The sequence below is a fragment of the Bradyrhizobium sp. FW305-F6 genome, assembly GCF_058782905.1.
On sequence record NZ_JBYSYD010000002.1, the window covers coordinates 751870 to 766385 of the forward strand.

Sequence of the window (14516 nt, forward strand, 5' to 3'; positions counted from 1 at the left end):
GTACGCCGCGCCTTCTCGGCCCTAGCCGAACCGCCTCTGGAATACTGGATCCCCGCCTTCGCGGGGATGACAGCCGAATTTGTCTCTCGCGCAGCGACGCCAACGAACTGAGTTAAGGAGGATCCCCATGAACATCCGCTCCAATCCCGACAAAACCGTGCCCGCCGTCACCACCGGTCCGCTGCCCTCCTCGCGCAAGATCTTCGCGACCCCCGACGCCGCGCCTGACATCCGCGTGCCGCTGCGCGAGATCATCCTGTCCGAAGGCGCCGGCGAGCCCAACCTGCCGGTCTACGACACCTCCGGCCCCTACACCGACCCTGATGTCACCATCGACGTCAACGCCGGCCTGCCGCGCAACCGCAAGCAATGGGTCCTGGAGCGCGGTGGCGTCGAGGAATATGAGGGACGCCAGGTCAAGCCGGAGGACAATGGCGGCGTCTCCACCGACAAGGCCGCGCGCGCCTTCTCGGCCTATCACAAGCCGCTGCGCGGCCTCGACGGCCACAAGATCACCCAGCTCGAATTCGCCCGCGCCGGCATCATCACCAAGGAGATGATCTACGTCGCCGCCCGCGAAAACCTCGGCCGCAAGCAGCAGCTCGAGCGCGCCGAAGCCGCCCTCGCCGACGGCGAGAGCTTTGGCGCCTCCGTGCCCGCCTTCATCACGCCCGAGTTCGTCCGCGACGAGATCGCGCGCGGCCGCGCCATCATTCCCTGCAACATCAACCACAGTGAACTCGAGCCGATGATCATCGGCCGCAACTTCCTGACCAAGATCAACGCCAATATCGGCAACTCCGCCGTGACCTCGTCGGTCGAGGAGGAGGTCGAGAAGATGGTGTGGGCGATCCGCTGGGGCGCCGACACCGTGATGGACCTCTCGACCGGCCGCAACATCCACACCACCCGTGAGTGGATCCTGCGCAACTCGCCGGTGCCGATCGGCACCGTTCCCATCTATCAGGCGCTGGAGAAGTGCAACGGCGATCCCGTCAAGCTGACCTGGGAGCTCTACAAAGACACCCTGATCGAGCAGTGCGAGCAGGGCGTCGACTATTTCACCATCCACGCCGGCGTGCGCCTGCAATACATCCACCTCACCGCCAGCCGCGTCACCGGCATCGTCTCCCGCGGCGGCTCGATCATGGCGAAGTGGTGCCTGGCGCATCACAAGGAAAGCTTCCTCTACACCCATTTCGACGAGATCTGCGACCTCATGCGCAAGTATGACGTCTCCTTCTCGCTGGGTGACGGATTGCGTCCGGGCTCGATCGCGGACGCCAACGACCGCGCGCAGTTTGCCGAGCTGGAGACGCTGGGCGAACTCACCAAGATCGCGTGGGACAAGGGCTGCCAAGTCATGATCGAAGGCCCCGGCCACGTGCCGATGCACAAGATCAAGATCAACATGGACAAGCAGCTCAAGGAGTGCGGCGAGGCGCCGTTCTACACGTTGGGACCGCTGACCACCGACATCGCGCCGGGCTACGACCACATCACCTCAGGGATCGGCGCGGCCATGATCGGCTGGTTCGGCTGCGCCATGCTCTGCTACGTCACCCCGAAGGAGCATCTCGGCCTGCCCGATCGCAACGACGTCAAGACCGGCGTCATCACCTACAAGATCGCCGCCCACGCCGCCGACCTCGCCAAGGGCCACCCCGCCGCGCAGCTGCGCGACGATGCCCTCTCCCGCGCGCGGTTCGAATTCCGCTGGACCGACCAGTTCAACCTCGGCCTCGACCCCGAGACCGCGAAAAACTTCCACGACGAGACCCTGCCGAAGGAAGCCCACAAGGTCGCTCATTTCTGCTCGATGTGCGGCCCAAAGTTCTGCTCGATGAAGATCACGCAGGACGTGCGGGACTACGCGGCGACGCTGAACGATCCCAACAGCGTGGGGATGTCGATCAGCGGCACCGCCGAGGACGGCATGGCCAAGATGAGCGCGAAGTTCAAGGAGATGGGCGAGAGCTTGTATCTGGATGCTGAGAAGGTGAAGGAGAGCAATCGGGTGTTGTGAGGCAGTTCTCCGTTTGTCATGCCCGGCTTGACCCGGGCATCCATCGAAATTTGAGAGGCCGGCGGAGAGCTCGGCCTCTCTTCGTTTGACACTGTTTCGATCCAGTATGGTGGTGGAACGCTGGGACCGCTAGCTACGACGATTTTGGTACTCTTGTTCCGTGAGGTCCTCCAGCTCTAGATCTCCGATTGCAAATGACCAACTCGTCCTCTGGATGACCCGGTCATTTTGGCGATGGCCGAGAAACCACCTTGTCACCTGATAGAGTTCCCATCCTATGATGGGACCGAAATCAAAGCGCTCGCTAAATCCAATTGCCATTTCTATCGTCTTCCCGTTTTACCGCCGGTAAGCAAGCTGGATAAGCGTAGCGAGGTCTGGTGTCTTTGTCGTCCCGCATATCGCTCCGCTCCTGCGGGCTACAGCCGCGGTCAATTGACGTGCCCCAGCCCACCCCCCACCGCCTCCCCGACCTCCTCCGTCCCGACCTCCGCCTCGTTTTCGTCGGCACTGCCGCCTCGACGCGCTCGGCCGAGCTCGGGCACTACTACGCCCATCCCGGCAACCGCTTCTGGCGCGCGATCCACGAGGCCGGGATCACGCCGCGACGCTATCAGCCAAGCGAGTGCGCGTCGCTGATCGAACTCGGGATTGGCTTCACCGATCTGTCCAAGACCGGCGCCGGGATGGATCACCAGATCGCGGCGGAGACGATCGACGTGGCGGGGTTCAGGGCGAAGATGGAGAAGTACCGGCCGCAGACGATTGCGTTCACGAGCAAGAAGGCGGTGAGCTTGTTTTATCGCCGGCCGTCAGCTGCGATTTCGCTGGGGCGGCAGGTGCGCGACGAAAGCTTGCCGGAGATATTTGTGCTGCCGTCGCCGTCCGGTGCGGCTTCGGGGCATTGGACGATCGAGCCGTGGCGCGAACTTGCGGCGTGGATCGCTGCGTAGGGTGGGTTAGACGCGCGACTGCGCAAGGCGCAGGCGGCGCGGCGTAACCCACCGCATCTGTCGCCACGGACGCACAAGCTGCGTAGGGTGAGCAAAGGCGCTCTTGCGCCGGCGCACGCTCTTTCCGTGTGTCCGGCAGGTCGTGGGCACGGCGCGCGAAATGCGCGCCTTTGCCCACCCTACGGCGCTGCCGGATTGCATCTGCTCCCGTGTCCCGGCCAAGAGTAGCGCAGACCCCTATCATCGTGAAAAAAATCCAATCCGCCCACATCAATTAGAGATTGTTCGATGGTATAAGACCCCCTGTAATTGATCCATATTTGGCAGCCGCAGGGGTATTTCATGCGATTCAAATCTCGAAAGACCAATGGCTATCAGGTGTTCGCCGTGTCCGGCACCAACACCGTTTCATTCGGCATCGACTTCAAGGACGCCGACACAAAGGGGCTGCTCGGCTTCGCCGTCGAGCGAAGCGATCCGGCGGAGAAGGAGAGATACTTCATGTTCGGGTACAAGGTATTTCCGTCCGTTGTTCCAAACCCCGACGAAACGACGACGGTCAAGACCTTCGACCATCCGGTTCAGAGCTTCGTCTGGGACGACTTCACGGCCAAGCCGAAACGAACCTACGAGTATCTCTTCCATCCGCTGAAAGGCACACCGAAGAATCTGGATCGGAGCGCTCCGCCGATTTCGATCGAGGTGCGCACCGAGCCGCTGTTCTCGTCGAAGAAGCACGACGTGTTCTTCAATCGCGGAATTGCCAGCAGCCAGGCTTATGCCCGCAAGTTCGACAACAAGAAGCCGGACAAACTTGATCCAGAAAAGCGCAAAGAAGCCATGGAGTGGCTGAGCCGGAGCCTCGACGAAGCGATGCTGGAATTCATCGCCAACGCGAAGAAGAACGACACATTGCTGTGCTGCTTCTACGAATTTCGCTATCTGCCCGTTGCCCAGGCACTGAAGGCCGCAGCAGACCGCGGCGTCGAACTGCAGCTCATCGTCGATGCCAAGGTGAACGAGAGCACCGACAACAAGGGCGTGTTTCACGAAAGCTTTCCGCGCGAAGACAATCTCAGAATGTTGAAAGAGGCCGGCATTGCGAAGAGGAACGTCATCCTGCGCGAAGCGAAGCCGAATGAAATCCAGCACAACAAGTTCATGGTCCTGCTGAAAGGGAAACGCGCGGAGCCCGCCGAAGTGTGGACCGGGTCCACCAACCTTTCCGACGGCGGCATCCACGGCCAGACCAATGTCGGCCATTGGGTCCGCGACGCCCGTATCGCAAGCGAATTCAAAGCCTATTGGGATCTCCTCAGCGAAGACCCAGGCCCGAAGGACGGCGACGACGCCGCGACGGTCAGGCGCAAGAACAAGGAGCTCAGGGCCGCCGTCGAAGAGTTGCAGGAGACGCCGGCATCATTGACCGACGTCAAATCCGGCACCACCTCGATCTTCAGCCCGCGAAGCGGCTCGGACGTTCTGGACATGTACGCCCACATGATCGACGACGCCAAGAACGTCTCCTGCATCACGCTCGCATTCGGCATCAGCGAGGTGTTCAAGAACCTTTTCAGCGACAACACCTCAGCGAGCCACATCGCCTTCTTCCTCCTCGAGAAGGAGGACAAGCCGAACCCCAGGAGCAAGAAGGCGTTCGTAGGTCTCAACGCCGACAACAACGTCTACAAGGCGTGGGGTTCGTTCTTGCGCGATCCTCTCTACCAATGGACCCGCGAGACGAACGCCAAACTGCTCAAACTCAACAAGCACGTCAGCTACATTCACTCGAAATTTCTTCTGGCCGATCCGCTCTCCGACGATCCGATCGTCGTGACGGGCTCGGCGAACTTCAGCAAGCCGTCCACCAACGACAACGACGAGAACATGCTGGTCATCCGCGGAGACCGCCGTGTGGCGGATATCTACTTCACCGAGTTCAACCGGCTTTTCTTTCACTACTATTTTCGCTCGGTCCAGGAATCCACACTGAAGCTCGACGAGGACGAGAAGCGCAAGCGCGACCGGGAGAGCCTGTTCCTGGCAGAGGACGACAGCTGGATCAAAAAGTACAAGCGAGGGAGCTTGAAGCAGAAGCGCGTTGCAATCTTTTCAAGCATGACTGGCTTCAGCTAGATCGTTCGGGAGACGGTCTCCTGTCCACACACGGAAATCAATAATGGTCCCGCATGTCGCAAACGCTCATGCGGGCTACAATTGTGCGGAGACATTCGTGCTGCCGTCACCTTCCCGGGGGTGCGTCGGGACATTGGACGATCGAGCCTTGGCGCGAACCGGCGGCGTGGATCGCTGCGGAGGTGAATGAAAGCTAGCGCCGCACACGCGGTGTCGTAGGGTGGGCAAAGGCGCTCTTGCGCCGTGCCCACGATCTCTTCGCTGGTCCGGCAGGGCGTGGGCACAGCGCGCGAAGGGCGCGCCTTTGCCCACCCTACGAGATCTGCGCTCGGGTCCCGGGCAAGCGTAGCGTGACCCGGGACCCAGAAGCTTCGGCACGCGTCGTCATGGGCCCCGGCTCGGCAGCGCATCCCGCCGCGCTGGACGATGCTTCGCATCGCCATGGGCGCGCTGCACTGCGTCCGGGGCACGCCACCAGCGACACGACATCACTCCTCGAACAATTCCTTGAACAGCGTCTTCGCGCGTGCGAGTCCTTCGTCCGTGAACACCACCGACTTCACCCTGCCGACGGGATCGTCGATCATGCCCTTGTCATGCAGGCGGCCGAGCACGCCCCAGTCGAATCCTTTCCAGGCCCGATAGCCGTCGTGCAGGGTGAGATAGAGCAAGGCTAGCGCAGCGTCGTCAAGCGGCGCACTGACGTAACCCGGATGAGCGTCAGCGATATCCGGGGAGCCCGTTCCCGCATGTCGCTGCGCTCATGCGGGCGACCAGACCACCGTTGCGTCCGTCGCCATACCCCGTCATGCTTGCGACACCCCCCAGAGGAGCACGCCCATGCTGACCCTCTACTCCTACCCCCAACTCTTCGGTGTCGCCGACAACAACGGCTACGGTCTGAAGGTCTATGCCTTCCTCAAGCTCGCGGGCGTGCCGTTCGTGCATGAGCACGTCTTCGACACCTCCGCTGCGCCGCGCGGGCAGCTGCCCTACGTCGTCGACGACGGCGAGACGATCGGCGACAGCGAGACCATCATCGCGCATGCGACTACGAAATATCGCCTCTCGATCGACGCCGGCTTGTCCGCGGAGCAGCGCCGCACCAACCATCTCATGACGCGCATGCTCGACGATCTCTACTGGGTGATGTCCTATTCGCGCTGGAAGGACGAGCGCTTCTACCCGGCGTTCCGCGACGGCTTCATCGCGCAGCATCCGCAGGTCGGTAGCGAAGGCTTCGAGAAGGCCAAGGCCTACAACGCGCAGCGCTATCATTTCCAGGGCATCGGCCGCTACACACCCGAGCAGGCCTACGCGCGGGGGCTTGCGGATTTGCAGGTGCTGGCAGAGATCGTGCCGGCCGCGGGCTTCGTCCACGGCGCGGCGCCGACGAGCTGTGACGCCGGCATCTACGGCTTCATCGCGAACATCTACTACTTCCCGATCCCGACGCCGCTGAAGGCCTTCGTCGATGCGCACGGAAATCTCGTCGCGCATTGCGAGCGGGTGCATGCGATGGTCGAGAAATCGTAGGGTGGGTTAGCTTCGGGCGGCGCGAAGCGCTGTCCGACGCGTAACCCACCACTGTTCGTCTCCGGAGACGTCAAAGAGGTGGGTTACGCCCCGCGGACTCGCTTCGCGCATCCGCAGGGCTAACCCACCCTACGGCACCTCGCCCTACCTCATCGTGATCGCAAGCCCGCTGAGATCCGCATTCGCCATCAGGCCGACCTGCGTGCCGGTCAGCTCCAGCACCGCGCCCTTCTGGTTGGAGAGCACGATGGCGCGAGCGCCGCGGCCGACGGCGAGGCCGGCACCGGCGGCGCCATAGACGCCGGCGACGTCCGAGGGGCGGTTGATGTTCGAGACGCGTCCGCGCAGCACGGTCTTCGATCCCCCGAACACGAGGCCGTAGTCGAGGCCGCCGGTGGAGAGCGCGTAAGTGCGGCCGCGGAAGTTGAGCACGCCCGAGCCGCCCGAGCCGCCGATGATCCAGCCCGCCTTGTAGATCGTCAGCGTCACCGTGCCGCTATCGGCCTGCGCGGCGGTCGAGAGGCCGGCCAGAGCGGCGATCGCGACCAGCGCGGCGCGGAAGATGGATGCGAGCTTCATGGGTGTCTCCGGGGGCTATTTTTTCAAGAGTGGATTCGAATCAGACGCGGCGAATGTATCCGATCGATCGCGGCGGCAACATGATGGGGTGGATGGACGTGGGTTGCGGGCTGTTGCAACACCCCAACTGTCATCGCCCGCCTAGTGCGCAATTGCGCACAGGGGCGGGCGATCCAGTACGCCGAGAAGGTTGTGATCGAGCCGAGAAGCCGCGGCGTACTGGATGCCCTGCCTGCGCGGGGCATGACAGCGGAGATTGGAGCCGCGCACCGACCTTCGCCAGCATGCCATACTACCCCTGTATTGCCCGGCGGAGCAAGCGAATGCTTCGTCTTTTACGAATTCTGGAAAACATCAATGATTTCCGTGCGGCGCCTACTGTGCATGGGGTTGTTTTCGCACTTTCGTTTTGCGAGGCTCCTCCCTCGCCCCCGTCCATGCGTCCCGCGACCGTCCTTGAGGTGACCCCATGCCGATCCAGCATTTCGCGCCCCCGCCGCACGTCAAGGCGCCGCCGCTGTCGTTTGCGACGCGCGTCGGCGATCTCCTGTTCGTCTCCGGCATTCCCGGTTTCGACGCATCGGGCGAACTGCCCGACGACTTCGAGGCGCAGTTCGCCAACGTCGTCGTCAACATCCGCCGCGTGCTGGACGAGGCCGGCGCCACCTTCCGCGACCTCGCCAAGGTCAACGTGCTCTTGACCCGCGCCGGCGACGTCGCCGCCATGAACGCGCTCTATGCCGGCGCCTTCGGCCCGCCGCCCTATCCGGCGCGGACGACGTGCGTGGTGCAGGCGCTGCCGAGGCCGGAGATGCTGATCGAGATCGAGGCGGTGGCGTCGCTGGCGAGGTGAGCGTGTGGCCGGCCGGGCACGCGGCCGAACCAAATGCCATGGAACGACTGACATGTCCGTGAGCCGCCGCGCCCCGGCTTGCAAAGGTCCTGCTTTTACCGCACGAACTCTAGGATCCACTTTCCCACAGGAGATACTTCATGCGTCGCGTTCTCGCCCTCTGTGCCATCGCCGGCATCGCCAGTTCCGTGTTCGCCGTGCCGGCCTCGGCGGCGGTCGGCTACTACGTGATCCGCTGGGACAACACCGGCATCTGCCAGGTCTGGAACGAGGACTTGAAGTACAAGCCGTTCCAGATCGGGGTGTCGACCTACAAGGTCGTCAGCAAGCCGTTCCCGACCTTCCAGCAGGCTTCCGACCTCCAGATCAAATTGCGCTCCGAGCGCAAGTGCACGCTCTGAACGCGCTCACGACGGACCGGATTCAAAGGGCGGGTCGCGCGAGCGATCCGCCCTTTCCTTTTGAACCTCGGCGCCAGGCGGAACTACTCACGTCTTGTCCGGGGCGCAGGCCCAACCGCGTCCCGCACCACCCCTCCCGCCATTGCCGGGAGGCGCGTCACGTCATTTATTTGAGGAGCTGATCATGCGTCGTATTTCCATGCTGTGCGCTGCCGCCGGTGTTGCCATTACCGCCTTCGCCGCCGCGAGCCCGGCCGAGGCCAGCTATCACCTGATCCGCTGGCAGGACAGCGGCTTCTGCCAGATCTGGGACGAGAGCATCCCGACCACGCCGTGGCCGGCCGGCTATCATCGCGCAAGCGCGAGCGTGCCGACCTTCATCGACGCCCTCATGGTCAAGGACGCGGCGCTCAAGAGCGGCAGCTGCAAGTGGTGAGGTAATCGACCGGCGGACGAAAGACGGGCAAGGACGTGCATGCGTCCTTGCCCGTTTCTTTTCGTGCTCACGCGTCCTTGTGCGCGCCGGGATGAATCAGGACGTCGCGCGCGGCGGCAAGGTCCATGAAGGCCTGCGCGCTGCCGCCGTGGTCGGGATGCATGCCCTTGGCGGCGCGGCGATAGGCCTGGTTGATGTCCTCGCAGGTGAGCTGCACGGCGAGCGGCAGGCCGAGCACCTTGCGGGCGCGGTCCTCGCTGGAGAGCTTTTTCGGCTTGGCGTTGCGGCGCCCGAAACGCGGCGCGGTCAGATCGTGAATGACCTCGAGCACGACACCGACGCGGCGCTGCGCCGCCAGCGCGACGCTGTGATCGTCATTGTCGACGGCCTGGCGCAGCACCGGCAGCGCCTGCTCGGCGGCCTGGCGCAGCGTGACGTCGCCGCTCATCCGCGCGATCTCCGCCACGAGCCGGCCGAACTCGGCCCAGTCGGCGGATTGCGCCGACCGCACCCGTTCCAGGGCGAGTTTCCAGGTTTCGAGCCGTTCCATCATGCGCGCAACGTTTAGCAATCATGATCAGTATGCCAAGGCCGCCGTTTCCGACCCCTTAATTTCGAGTTAGCTTTTCGCAACACTTCGAAACCAAAACGGGAGGAATATGTCATGGCGCTGCTCGCCAACCACATCGCCGTCGTCACCGGCGCCGGTTCCGGCATCGGCCGGGCAATCGCGGCCGGTTACGCGCGCGAGGGCGCGCAAGTGGTGCTGCTCGACGTCAATGCCGAGACGGTGGCGGAGGCGGCGCAGGAGATCCGGACATCGGGCGGCAAGGCCGAGAGCTTTGCGCTCGACGTCACCAGGCGCGAGGATTGCTTCGCATTGGCCGGGCAGGTTGCCGACAATGTCGGGCAGGTCTCGATCCTCGTCAACAACGCCGGCATCACCCGCCGCAACGCCTTCACCGCCGAGACCGAGACGGTGGCGAAAGACTGGAACGACATCATCGCGCTCAACCTCAACGGCGTCTTCAACATGACGCAGGCGTTCCTTGTCCCCTTGCGCGCCAGCAAGGGCCGCATCGTCAACATCGGCTCGATCCAGTCCTTCGTGCATCTGCGCACGCCGAGCTCGGCGGCCTACACGACCTCGAAACACGGCGTGCTCGGTTTCACCAAGGCGCTCGCGGCCGAGCTCGGCAAGGAGGGCGTGCGCGTCAACGCGATCGGCCCCGGCTTCATCGAGACCAACATCAACGCCAATGTACGCGCGACCAATCCGGCGCTGGTGCAGGCCTTCCTCGATCACACGCCGCTGGCGCGCACCGGCAAGCCCGAGGATATCGTCGGGCCAGCGATCTTCCTGGCATCCGATCTGTCGGCCTATGTCACCGGAGCGATCGTGATGGTCGACGGCGGCTATCGCACGGTGTGAGGGAAGGCCCCCGCCAATCGCGGCCGCATCTTGGCATTCTCAAGGTCATCTGGTGCGATCGGGCGCGCTTAACCTTTCGTTAACCAAACCCGCCCACCGTAGATCTACGGCTTGGGGGTCGTTTGTTCTCGATCCGCTTTCCGACGATGGAAGCGGGCGTTGATCGGGGAGTGTATTGATGACCACTGTTCATGTCGCTGCGTCCGACCCGGGCGTCCAATTTCTTGCACCCAACCAGATCGTTCCGCTTCTGATCGGCGCCACCGTCGACGAGGTCGAACGCGAGCTCGTGCTCCAGACCCTGGCGCGCTGCGACGGCAACCGCACGCGCGCCTCGCGCGTGCTGGGCCTGTCGGTGCGCACGCTGCGCAACAAGATCAGGCTCTATGCCGCCTCCGGCATCGAGGTGCCTGCCTGTCAGGACTGACGCGACGTTCGCGCGCTTCGACGTGGACGGCGTCCCCGCGATGCGCGGGCAGAATTGCTGCTGTCGTCAAACGCCGCTAAGTAGCTGGCTTCGGGTGAAGGGAGCAGCGGCGTGGCAGACGATCAAGGACGACGGCCGGGACCTCAGGGTCCGCGCGGGCGACAGGGCGAACCGGGACGGCCGGGACCGCAGGGTCATCCCGGCCGGCGCGGCCCTGACGGGGCGCGCGGCAAGCCGGGGCCGCAAGGCAAGCCCGGGCCGATCGGAAAAGCCGGCCCACCCGGCAAGCCCGGTCCGCAAGGCAAGCCGGGCGAAGCCGGCCCGCGCGGGCCGGCCGGCGCGCCGGGTCCAGCCGGACCGCAGGGACCGGCAGGGCCTCAAGGCCCGCGCGGCGAGCCGGGTCCGCCCGGCCAATTGCCGTCGATCGAGCAGGTGCTGCCATGGCTCGACCAGCTGTTCGACGCCTGGGACGAACGCCGCCGCCAGCGCGAGCGCGAAGCCGCCGAACGCGAAGCGCTCGAGGCCGCCGTCCAGGAGACGGACGAGGCAATCACCGACGACGAGAGCGATGACGGCGACGATAACAAGAAAAAAAGGAAGAAGAAGAAGCACGGCCACAAGGACTGACGGAGCGGCCTATCTCGGCCGATCCTCGCGCCGCGGCAGCATGCCCATGCGCTCGAATTGCCAGCGCATGGCGCGGTACCAGAGATAGCCGACCGCCGCGCCGCACAGGGCGAGGATGATCACGTTGGCGCTCGAGAACGAGCCGCTCCACCACATCATCCACGCGGTCCACAGCAGCGTGAAGACGGTGGCGCCTGCTTTCAGAGGAAGAAGGGGACGGCTCATGGTCGTGCTCCGGGCGATCAAAACCCCGGCGGCCACCATCGCAAGCCGAGGCAGTGGATTCCGTGAGCCAGATCACGGACCGCCTTGTCCGAGCTCACGAACCAAAGCGGAGCCGCGAGCGCTCTTTCGCCCTCTCCGCCTCAACCTCGCGGTCGCGCGCCGGCGAATGCGTATGCAGCGAGGTCAGGAGCCTTCGCGCCGCCTCGGACACTTCGGCCACCGCACGCTCGAACGCCGCTTCGTTGACCTGCGACGGCTTGTTGAATCCGGACAGCTTTCGCACGAACTGCAGAGCGCTGGCGTGGATCTCATCCTCCGTTGCCGGCGGCTCGAAGTTGAACAGCGTCTTGATGTTGCGGCACATGCAGTCTCTCCCGGCGTTTTCCTGAAGACGAAGGTCTGAGCCGAAATCCTACATCCGCCTTCTCACTTCTGCGAAGTCCCGCGTCGATACGCCGACCGAGTCGGTGGATGCGCACCGCCACAAGCTTGCATCTCGCAGCGCATCATATGCGGCGCACCGACGCCGCATATTATTTGAGCATGCATTGCAGCGACGGCTCAGGCTTAATCCGTGCCAACGGTACGAATCGACGCGCAGGACAACCGCGCGCCAATGGCACGATCGGCGATGAGGAGGATCGCATGCACAGGCTCGCACTGTGCGTTTGGCTGGTCGCAGCGACGGCGCTGGCAAACGTTGCGTTCGCGCGCGACAACGGCCAATACGATCACGTCCCGCCCGACATCCGCGCCTGGTTCAAGAGCGTGATCGCGCCAAACGGGGTTCCCTGCTGCGACATCTCCGACGGCCACCGAACCGAATACGACGTGCGCAACGGCGCATATTGGGTGCCGATCGAGGGACAATGGCTCGAGGTGCCCGGACGCGCCATCATCCGCGACCAGGGCAATCCGATCGGCCAGGCCGTGGTGTGGTACGTCCACCATCGCGGCGCCATCATCATCAGCTGCTTCGTGCCTGCGGATGCGGTGTAGGCTTCGACAACAAGGCAGGATGGATTTCGTTGGCTGTAGAAACCTGATCGGGTAGCTTGACGCCAGCTGACAGGAGGCACGCCATTGACCGATCTTAACGCCGAAGATCTCGCCGCGATCTATGCCAAGCCGACCCCGCGCGTGATCGCGAAGGCACGGCCCGCGATCGATGCGCATGCGAAGAAGTTCATCGAGATGTCGCCGTTCTGCGTGCTCGCGACGTCAGGGGCGGACGGCAGCGTCGACGCTTCGCCGCGCGGCGGCGGCATCGGCTTCGTCCAGGTCGCCGGTCCCAATCAGTTGCTGATGCCCGACCGCTCCGGCAACAACCGCATCGATAGCTTCCGCAACGTCGTCGAAGGCTCGGGCTTCGTGCATTTGTTGTTCTTCGTTCCGGGGATCGACGAGACGCTGCGCGTCGGCGGACGCGGCACGTTGTCGGCCGATCCGGACCTGCTCGCCGCGATGGTCGAGTTCGGCAAGCTGCCCCGCGCGGTCCTCAACGTCGCGGTCAGCGAGGTTTATTTCCACTGCGGCAAGGCACTGATGCGCTCGAACCTATGGTCGTCGGAGAAGATGCAGCGCTCGGTCATGCCGAGCATCGGCGCAATCATTCACGACCAGACCGGCCTTGGCGAGCCGGCAAGCCAGGAGACCGTGGAAGAGCTCTACAAGACGCAGCTCTAGGTCGCGCGGCAATTATGGTGTCGTCCCGGGGGGCGAAGCGAGCCCGGGATCCATAACCACATACGTGGTTTGGCGAAAACTCGGAGTTACCAGCCTCGCGCCACGCTCTGCCCCAGGGTGATGGATCCCCGCTTTCGCGGGGATGACAGCGGAGTGTGTGGCAACGACGTCTGTCGCGACGCTGGAGCCTAGTGCCCGTCGCCTTCGAGCCCGCCGACGTGCTTCTGGGTGTAGAGCTCGAGGCCGATGCGGCCGATCAGGTCGAGCTGGGTTTCGAGGAAGTCGATGTGGTGTTCCTCGTCGCTCATCAGCTTCTCGAACAGGTCGCGCGTGACGTAGTCCTTGACGCCGTGGCAGTAGGTCGCCGCTTCCTGATAGAGCGCCCGCGCGCTCATCTCGGCAGCGAGATCGCACTCGATGATCTCCTTGACGTTCTGGCCGATGCGCAAGGGGTCGAGCACCTGCATGTTCGGAAAGCCGTCGAAGAACAGGATACGCTCGGTGAGCTTGTCGGCGTGCTCCATCTCCTCGATCGACTCCTTGCGCCAGACCTTGGCCATGTCCAGGAGGCCCCAATTGTCGAGGAAACGGTAGTGCAGCCAGTACTGATTGATCGCAGTCAGCTCGTGACGCAGCGCCTTGTTGAGATAGTCGATGACTTTTGCGTCGCCCTGCATGGTCCACTCCAGCTCTTGCAGTCCAAATCGGCCCTAACCGAGTTTAGAACGCTTCTAAATGACTTTCGGGAGAAGGGCAACCAGCTACGCAGACGAAGCGGGGGGAAAAGCTCAGCCGAACGTGCTGAAGTTTTCAGCAGGCCGCGAGGGCAAACTCGGCGGGTTCGGCCGTCTCGTCATTGGCGGCCACGGTGTGGGTGTGGGGACAGCCTGTGCAGCAGGACTGCGCGCACGGACCCAGCGCCTCGTCGATGATGGTCTTGATGGTCCGGGCACAGCGACCGCATTCGGCACTACAGCCGAGACATCCATAGACTTGCTTGGCATGACGCACGGCATCGTCGGCCTCGGCGACGGCAGCGCGGATATCCTCATCGCTCAGCACGTTACAGGAACAAACGATCATGGAAGCGGCAGGCCCTTCGGTGATGCGCCATCATCGATATTTAACGAGCCGGCCGGATGCAAAAGGAAAAACCGGTATTTGAAGCTATTCCAAACTGGCCCGATCAAAGCCTAGAA

General features: G+C 63.6%; 19 protein-coding genes. 12 read left to right on the plus strand and 7 right to left on the minus strand.

The annotated features are described in order from the left end of the window. Positions 1-127: 127 nt before the first annotated feature. The 3 genes from thiC (at position 128) to AC3WLX_RS14870 (ending at position 5115) form a co-directional block, all read left to right on the plus strand. Positions 128-2026, plus strand: coding sequence for a phosphomethylpyrimidine synthase ThiC (gene thiC, locus AC3WLX_RS14860; RefSeq protein WP_492336508.1), 1899 nt, complete (start codon positions 128-130; stop codon positions 2024-2026). A 440-nt stretch (positions 2027-2466) separates the two neighbouring features. After that, on the plus strand, positions 2467-2979 hold the full coding sequence (locus AC3WLX_RS14865; protein ID WP_492336509.1) for a mismatch-specific DNA-glycosylase: 513 nt from the start codon (positions 2467-2469) through the stop codon (positions 2977-2979). 342 nt (positions 2980-3321) lie between these two features. Then, positions 3322-5115, plus strand: a complete 1794-nt coding sequence (locus AC3WLX_RS14870; protein ID WP_492336510.1) for a phospholipase D-like domain-containing protein — start codon at positions 3322-3324, stop codon at positions 5113-5115. Positions 5116-5603: 488 nt separating this feature from the next. Here AC3WLX_RS14870 and AC3WLX_RS14875 read toward each other — a convergent pair whose 3' ends face one another. Beyond that, positions 5604-5843 carry a DUF6429 family protein gene (locus tag AC3WLX_RS14875; RefSeq protein ID WP_492337294.1) on the minus strand — a complete coding sequence of 80 codons (240 nt, stop codon included), beginning with the start codon at positions 5841-5843 and terminating at the stop codon, positions 5604-5606. 112 nt (positions 5844-5955) lie between these two features. On the opposite strand from AC3WLX_RS14875, the gene AC3WLX_RS14880 reads away from it, so the two are divergent. Beyond that, positions 5956-6651, plus strand: a complete 696-nt coding sequence (locus AC3WLX_RS14880) for a glutathione S-transferase family protein (protein WP_492336511.1) — start codon at positions 5956-5958, stop codon at positions 6649-6651. Positions 6652-6795: 144 nt separating this feature from the next. Here AC3WLX_RS14880 and AC3WLX_RS14885 read toward each other — a convergent pair whose 3' ends face one another. After that, positions 6796-7230, minus strand: coding sequence for a hypothetical protein (locus tag AC3WLX_RS14885; protein WP_492336512.1), 435 nt, complete (start codon positions 7228-7230; stop codon positions 6796-6798). A gap of 469 nt (positions 7231-7699) precedes the next feature. On the opposite strand from AC3WLX_RS14885, the gene AC3WLX_RS14890 reads away from it, so the two are divergent. From AC3WLX_RS14890 to AC3WLX_RS14900, 3 genes are all read left to right on the plus strand, one after another. Beyond that, positions 7700-8083 carry a RidA family protein gene (locus tag AC3WLX_RS14890; RefSeq protein ID WP_492336513.1) on the plus strand — a complete coding sequence of 128 codons (384 nt, stop codon included), beginning with the start codon at positions 7700-7702 and terminating at the stop codon, positions 8081-8083. Positions 8084-8223: 140 nt separating this feature from the next. Further along, positions 8224-8484, plus strand: coding sequence for a hypothetical protein (locus AC3WLX_RS14895; protein WP_492336514.1), 261 nt, complete (start codon positions 8224-8226; stop codon positions 8482-8484). A 184-nt stretch (positions 8485-8668) separates the two neighbouring features. Beyond that, a complete protein-coding gene (locus AC3WLX_RS14900; RefSeq protein WP_291624706.1) occupies positions 8669-8920 on the plus strand; it encodes a hypothetical protein in 252 nt (83 codons plus the stop codon). Positions 8921-8987: 67 nt separating this feature from the next. Here AC3WLX_RS14900 and AC3WLX_RS14905 read toward each other — a convergent pair whose 3' ends face one another. Further along, complete coding sequence (locus AC3WLX_RS14905; protein WP_492336515.1) at positions 8988-9473, minus strand: J domain-containing protein; 486 nt, start codon at positions 9471-9473, stop codon at positions 8988-8990. Positions 9474-9584: 111 nt separating this feature from the next. On the opposite strand from AC3WLX_RS14905, the gene AC3WLX_RS14910 reads away from it, so the two are divergent. The 3 genes from AC3WLX_RS14910 to AC3WLX_RS14920 all read left to right on the plus strand — a co-directional run bounded on the left by AC3WLX_RS14910 (position 9585) and on the right by AC3WLX_RS14920 (position 11406). Then, entirely contained in the window at positions 9585-10352 is a 768-nt protein-coding gene (locus AC3WLX_RS14910) for an SDR family NAD(P)-dependent oxidoreductase (RefSeq protein WP_492336516.1), read from the plus strand. Positions 10353-10530: 178 nt separating this feature from the next. Continuing rightward, positions 10531-10779 carry a helix-turn-helix domain-containing protein gene (locus AC3WLX_RS14915; protein WP_291624709.1) on the plus strand — a complete coding sequence of 83 codons (249 nt, stop codon included), beginning with the start codon at positions 10531-10533 and terminating at the stop codon, positions 10777-10779. A 111-nt stretch (positions 10780-10890) separates the two neighbouring features. Further along, on the plus strand, positions 10891-11406 hold the full coding sequence (locus tag AC3WLX_RS14920) for a collagen-like triple helix repeat-containing protein (protein WP_492336517.1): 516 nt from the start codon (positions 10891-10893) through the stop codon (positions 11404-11406). A gap of 9 nt (positions 11407-11415) precedes the next feature. On the opposite strand, the gene AC3WLX_RS14925 is transcribed toward AC3WLX_RS14920, so the two are convergent. Both AC3WLX_RS14925 and AC3WLX_RS14930 read right to left on the minus strand, forming a co-directional pair. Then, a complete protein-coding gene (locus tag AC3WLX_RS14925; protein WP_492336518.1) occupies positions 11416-11631 on the minus strand; it encodes a hypothetical protein in 216 nt (71 codons plus the stop codon). 94 nt (positions 11632-11725) lie between these two features. Beyond that, positions 11726-11995, minus strand: coding sequence for a DUF2277 domain-containing protein (locus tag AC3WLX_RS14930; RefSeq protein WP_492336519.1), 270 nt, complete (start codon positions 11993-11995; stop codon positions 11726-11728). Between the two features lie 281 nt (positions 11996-12276). Between AC3WLX_RS14930 and AC3WLX_RS14935 the strand changes: the two genes are divergently transcribed. Together AC3WLX_RS14935 and AC3WLX_RS14940 are read left to right on the plus strand one after the other, a co-directional pair. After that, a complete protein-coding gene (locus AC3WLX_RS14935) occupies positions 12277-12630 on the plus strand; it encodes a hypothetical protein (protein WP_291624713.1) in 354 nt (117 codons plus the stop codon). A gap of 84 nt (positions 12631-12714) precedes the next feature. Then, positions 12715-13317 (plus strand): MSMEG_1061 family FMN-dependent PPOX-type flavoprotein, encoded by a 603-nt coding sequence (locus AC3WLX_RS14940; protein WP_492336520.1) that lies wholly within the window; start codon positions 12715-12717, stop codon positions 13315-13317. Positions 13318-13505: 188 nt separating this feature from the next. On the opposite strand, the gene bfr is transcribed toward AC3WLX_RS14940, so the two are convergent. Both bfr and AC3WLX_RS14950 read right to left on the minus strand, forming a co-directional pair. Then, positions 13506-13994, minus strand: a complete 489-nt coding sequence (gene bfr / locus AC3WLX_RS14945) for a bacterioferritin (RefSeq protein WP_291624715.1) — start codon at positions 13992-13994, stop codon at positions 13506-13508. 133 nt (positions 13995-14127) lie between these two features. Further along, positions 14128-14400 (minus strand): (2Fe-2S)-binding protein, encoded by a 273-nt coding sequence (locus AC3WLX_RS14950; protein ID WP_291624716.1) that lies wholly within the window; start codon positions 14398-14400, stop codon positions 14128-14130. Positions 14401-14516 lie beyond the last annotated feature (116 nt).

Excerpts from the sequence above, each read along its gene's own strand:
- thiC (WP_492336508.1), top strand. The coding sequence starts at position 128 with ATGAACATCCGCTCCAATCCCGACAAAACCGTGCCCGCCGTCACCACC.
- AC3WLX_RS14870 (WP_492336510.1), top strand. The coding sequence starts at position 3,322 with ATGCGATTCAAATCTCGAAAGACCAATGGCTATCAGGTGTTCGCCGTG.
- AC3WLX_RS14880 (WP_492336511.1), top strand. The coding sequence starts at position 5,956 with ATGCTGACCCTCTACTCCTACCCCCAACTCTTCGGTGTCGCCGACAAC.
- AC3WLX_RS14885 (WP_492336512.1), bottom strand. The coding sequence starts at position 7,230 with ATGAAGCTCGCATCCATCTTCCGCGCCGCGCTGGTCGCGATCGCCGCT.
- AC3WLX_RS14890 (WP_492336513.1), top strand. The coding sequence starts at position 7,700 with ATGCCGATCCAGCATTTCGCGCCCCCGCCGCACGTCAAGGCGCCGCCG.
- AC3WLX_RS14895 (WP_492336514.1), top strand. The coding sequence starts at position 8,224 with ATGCGTCGCGTTCTCGCCCTCTGTGCCATCGCCGGCATCGCCAGTTCC.
- AC3WLX_RS14900 (WP_291624706.1), top strand. The coding sequence starts at position 8,669 with ATGCGTCGTATTTCCATGCTGTGCGCTGCCGCCGGTGTTGCCATTACC.
- AC3WLX_RS14905 (WP_492336515.1), bottom strand. The coding sequence starts at position 9,473 with ATGATGGAACGGCTCGAAACCTGGAAACTCGCCCTGGAACGGGTGCGG.
- AC3WLX_RS14910 (WP_492336516.1), top strand. The coding sequence starts at position 9,585 with ATGGCGCTGCTCGCCAACCACATCGCCGTCGTCACCGGCGCCGGTTCC.
- AC3WLX_RS14915 (WP_291624709.1), top strand. The coding sequence starts at position 10,531 with ATGACCACTGTTCATGTCGCTGCGTCCGACCCGGGCGTCCAATTTCTT.
- AC3WLX_RS14925 (WP_492336518.1), bottom strand. The coding sequence starts at position 11,631 with ATGAGCCGTCCCCTTCTTCCTCTGAAAGCAGGCGCCACCGTCTTCACG.
- AC3WLX_RS14930 (WP_492336519.1), bottom strand. The coding sequence starts at position 11,995 with ATGTGCCGCAACATCAAGACGCTGTTCAACTTCGAGCCGCCGGCAACG.
- AC3WLX_RS14935 (WP_291624713.1), top strand. The coding sequence starts at position 12,277 with ATGCACAGGCTCGCACTGTGCGTTTGGCTGGTCGCAGCGACGGCGCTG.
- bfr (WP_291624715.1), bottom strand. The coding sequence starts at position 13,994 with ATGCAGGGCGACGCAAAAGTCATCGACTATCTCAACAAGGCGCTGCGT.
- AC3WLX_RS14950 (WP_291624716.1), bottom strand. The coding sequence starts at position 14,400 with ATGATCGTTTGTTCCTGTAACGTGCTGAGCGATGAGGATATCCGCGCT.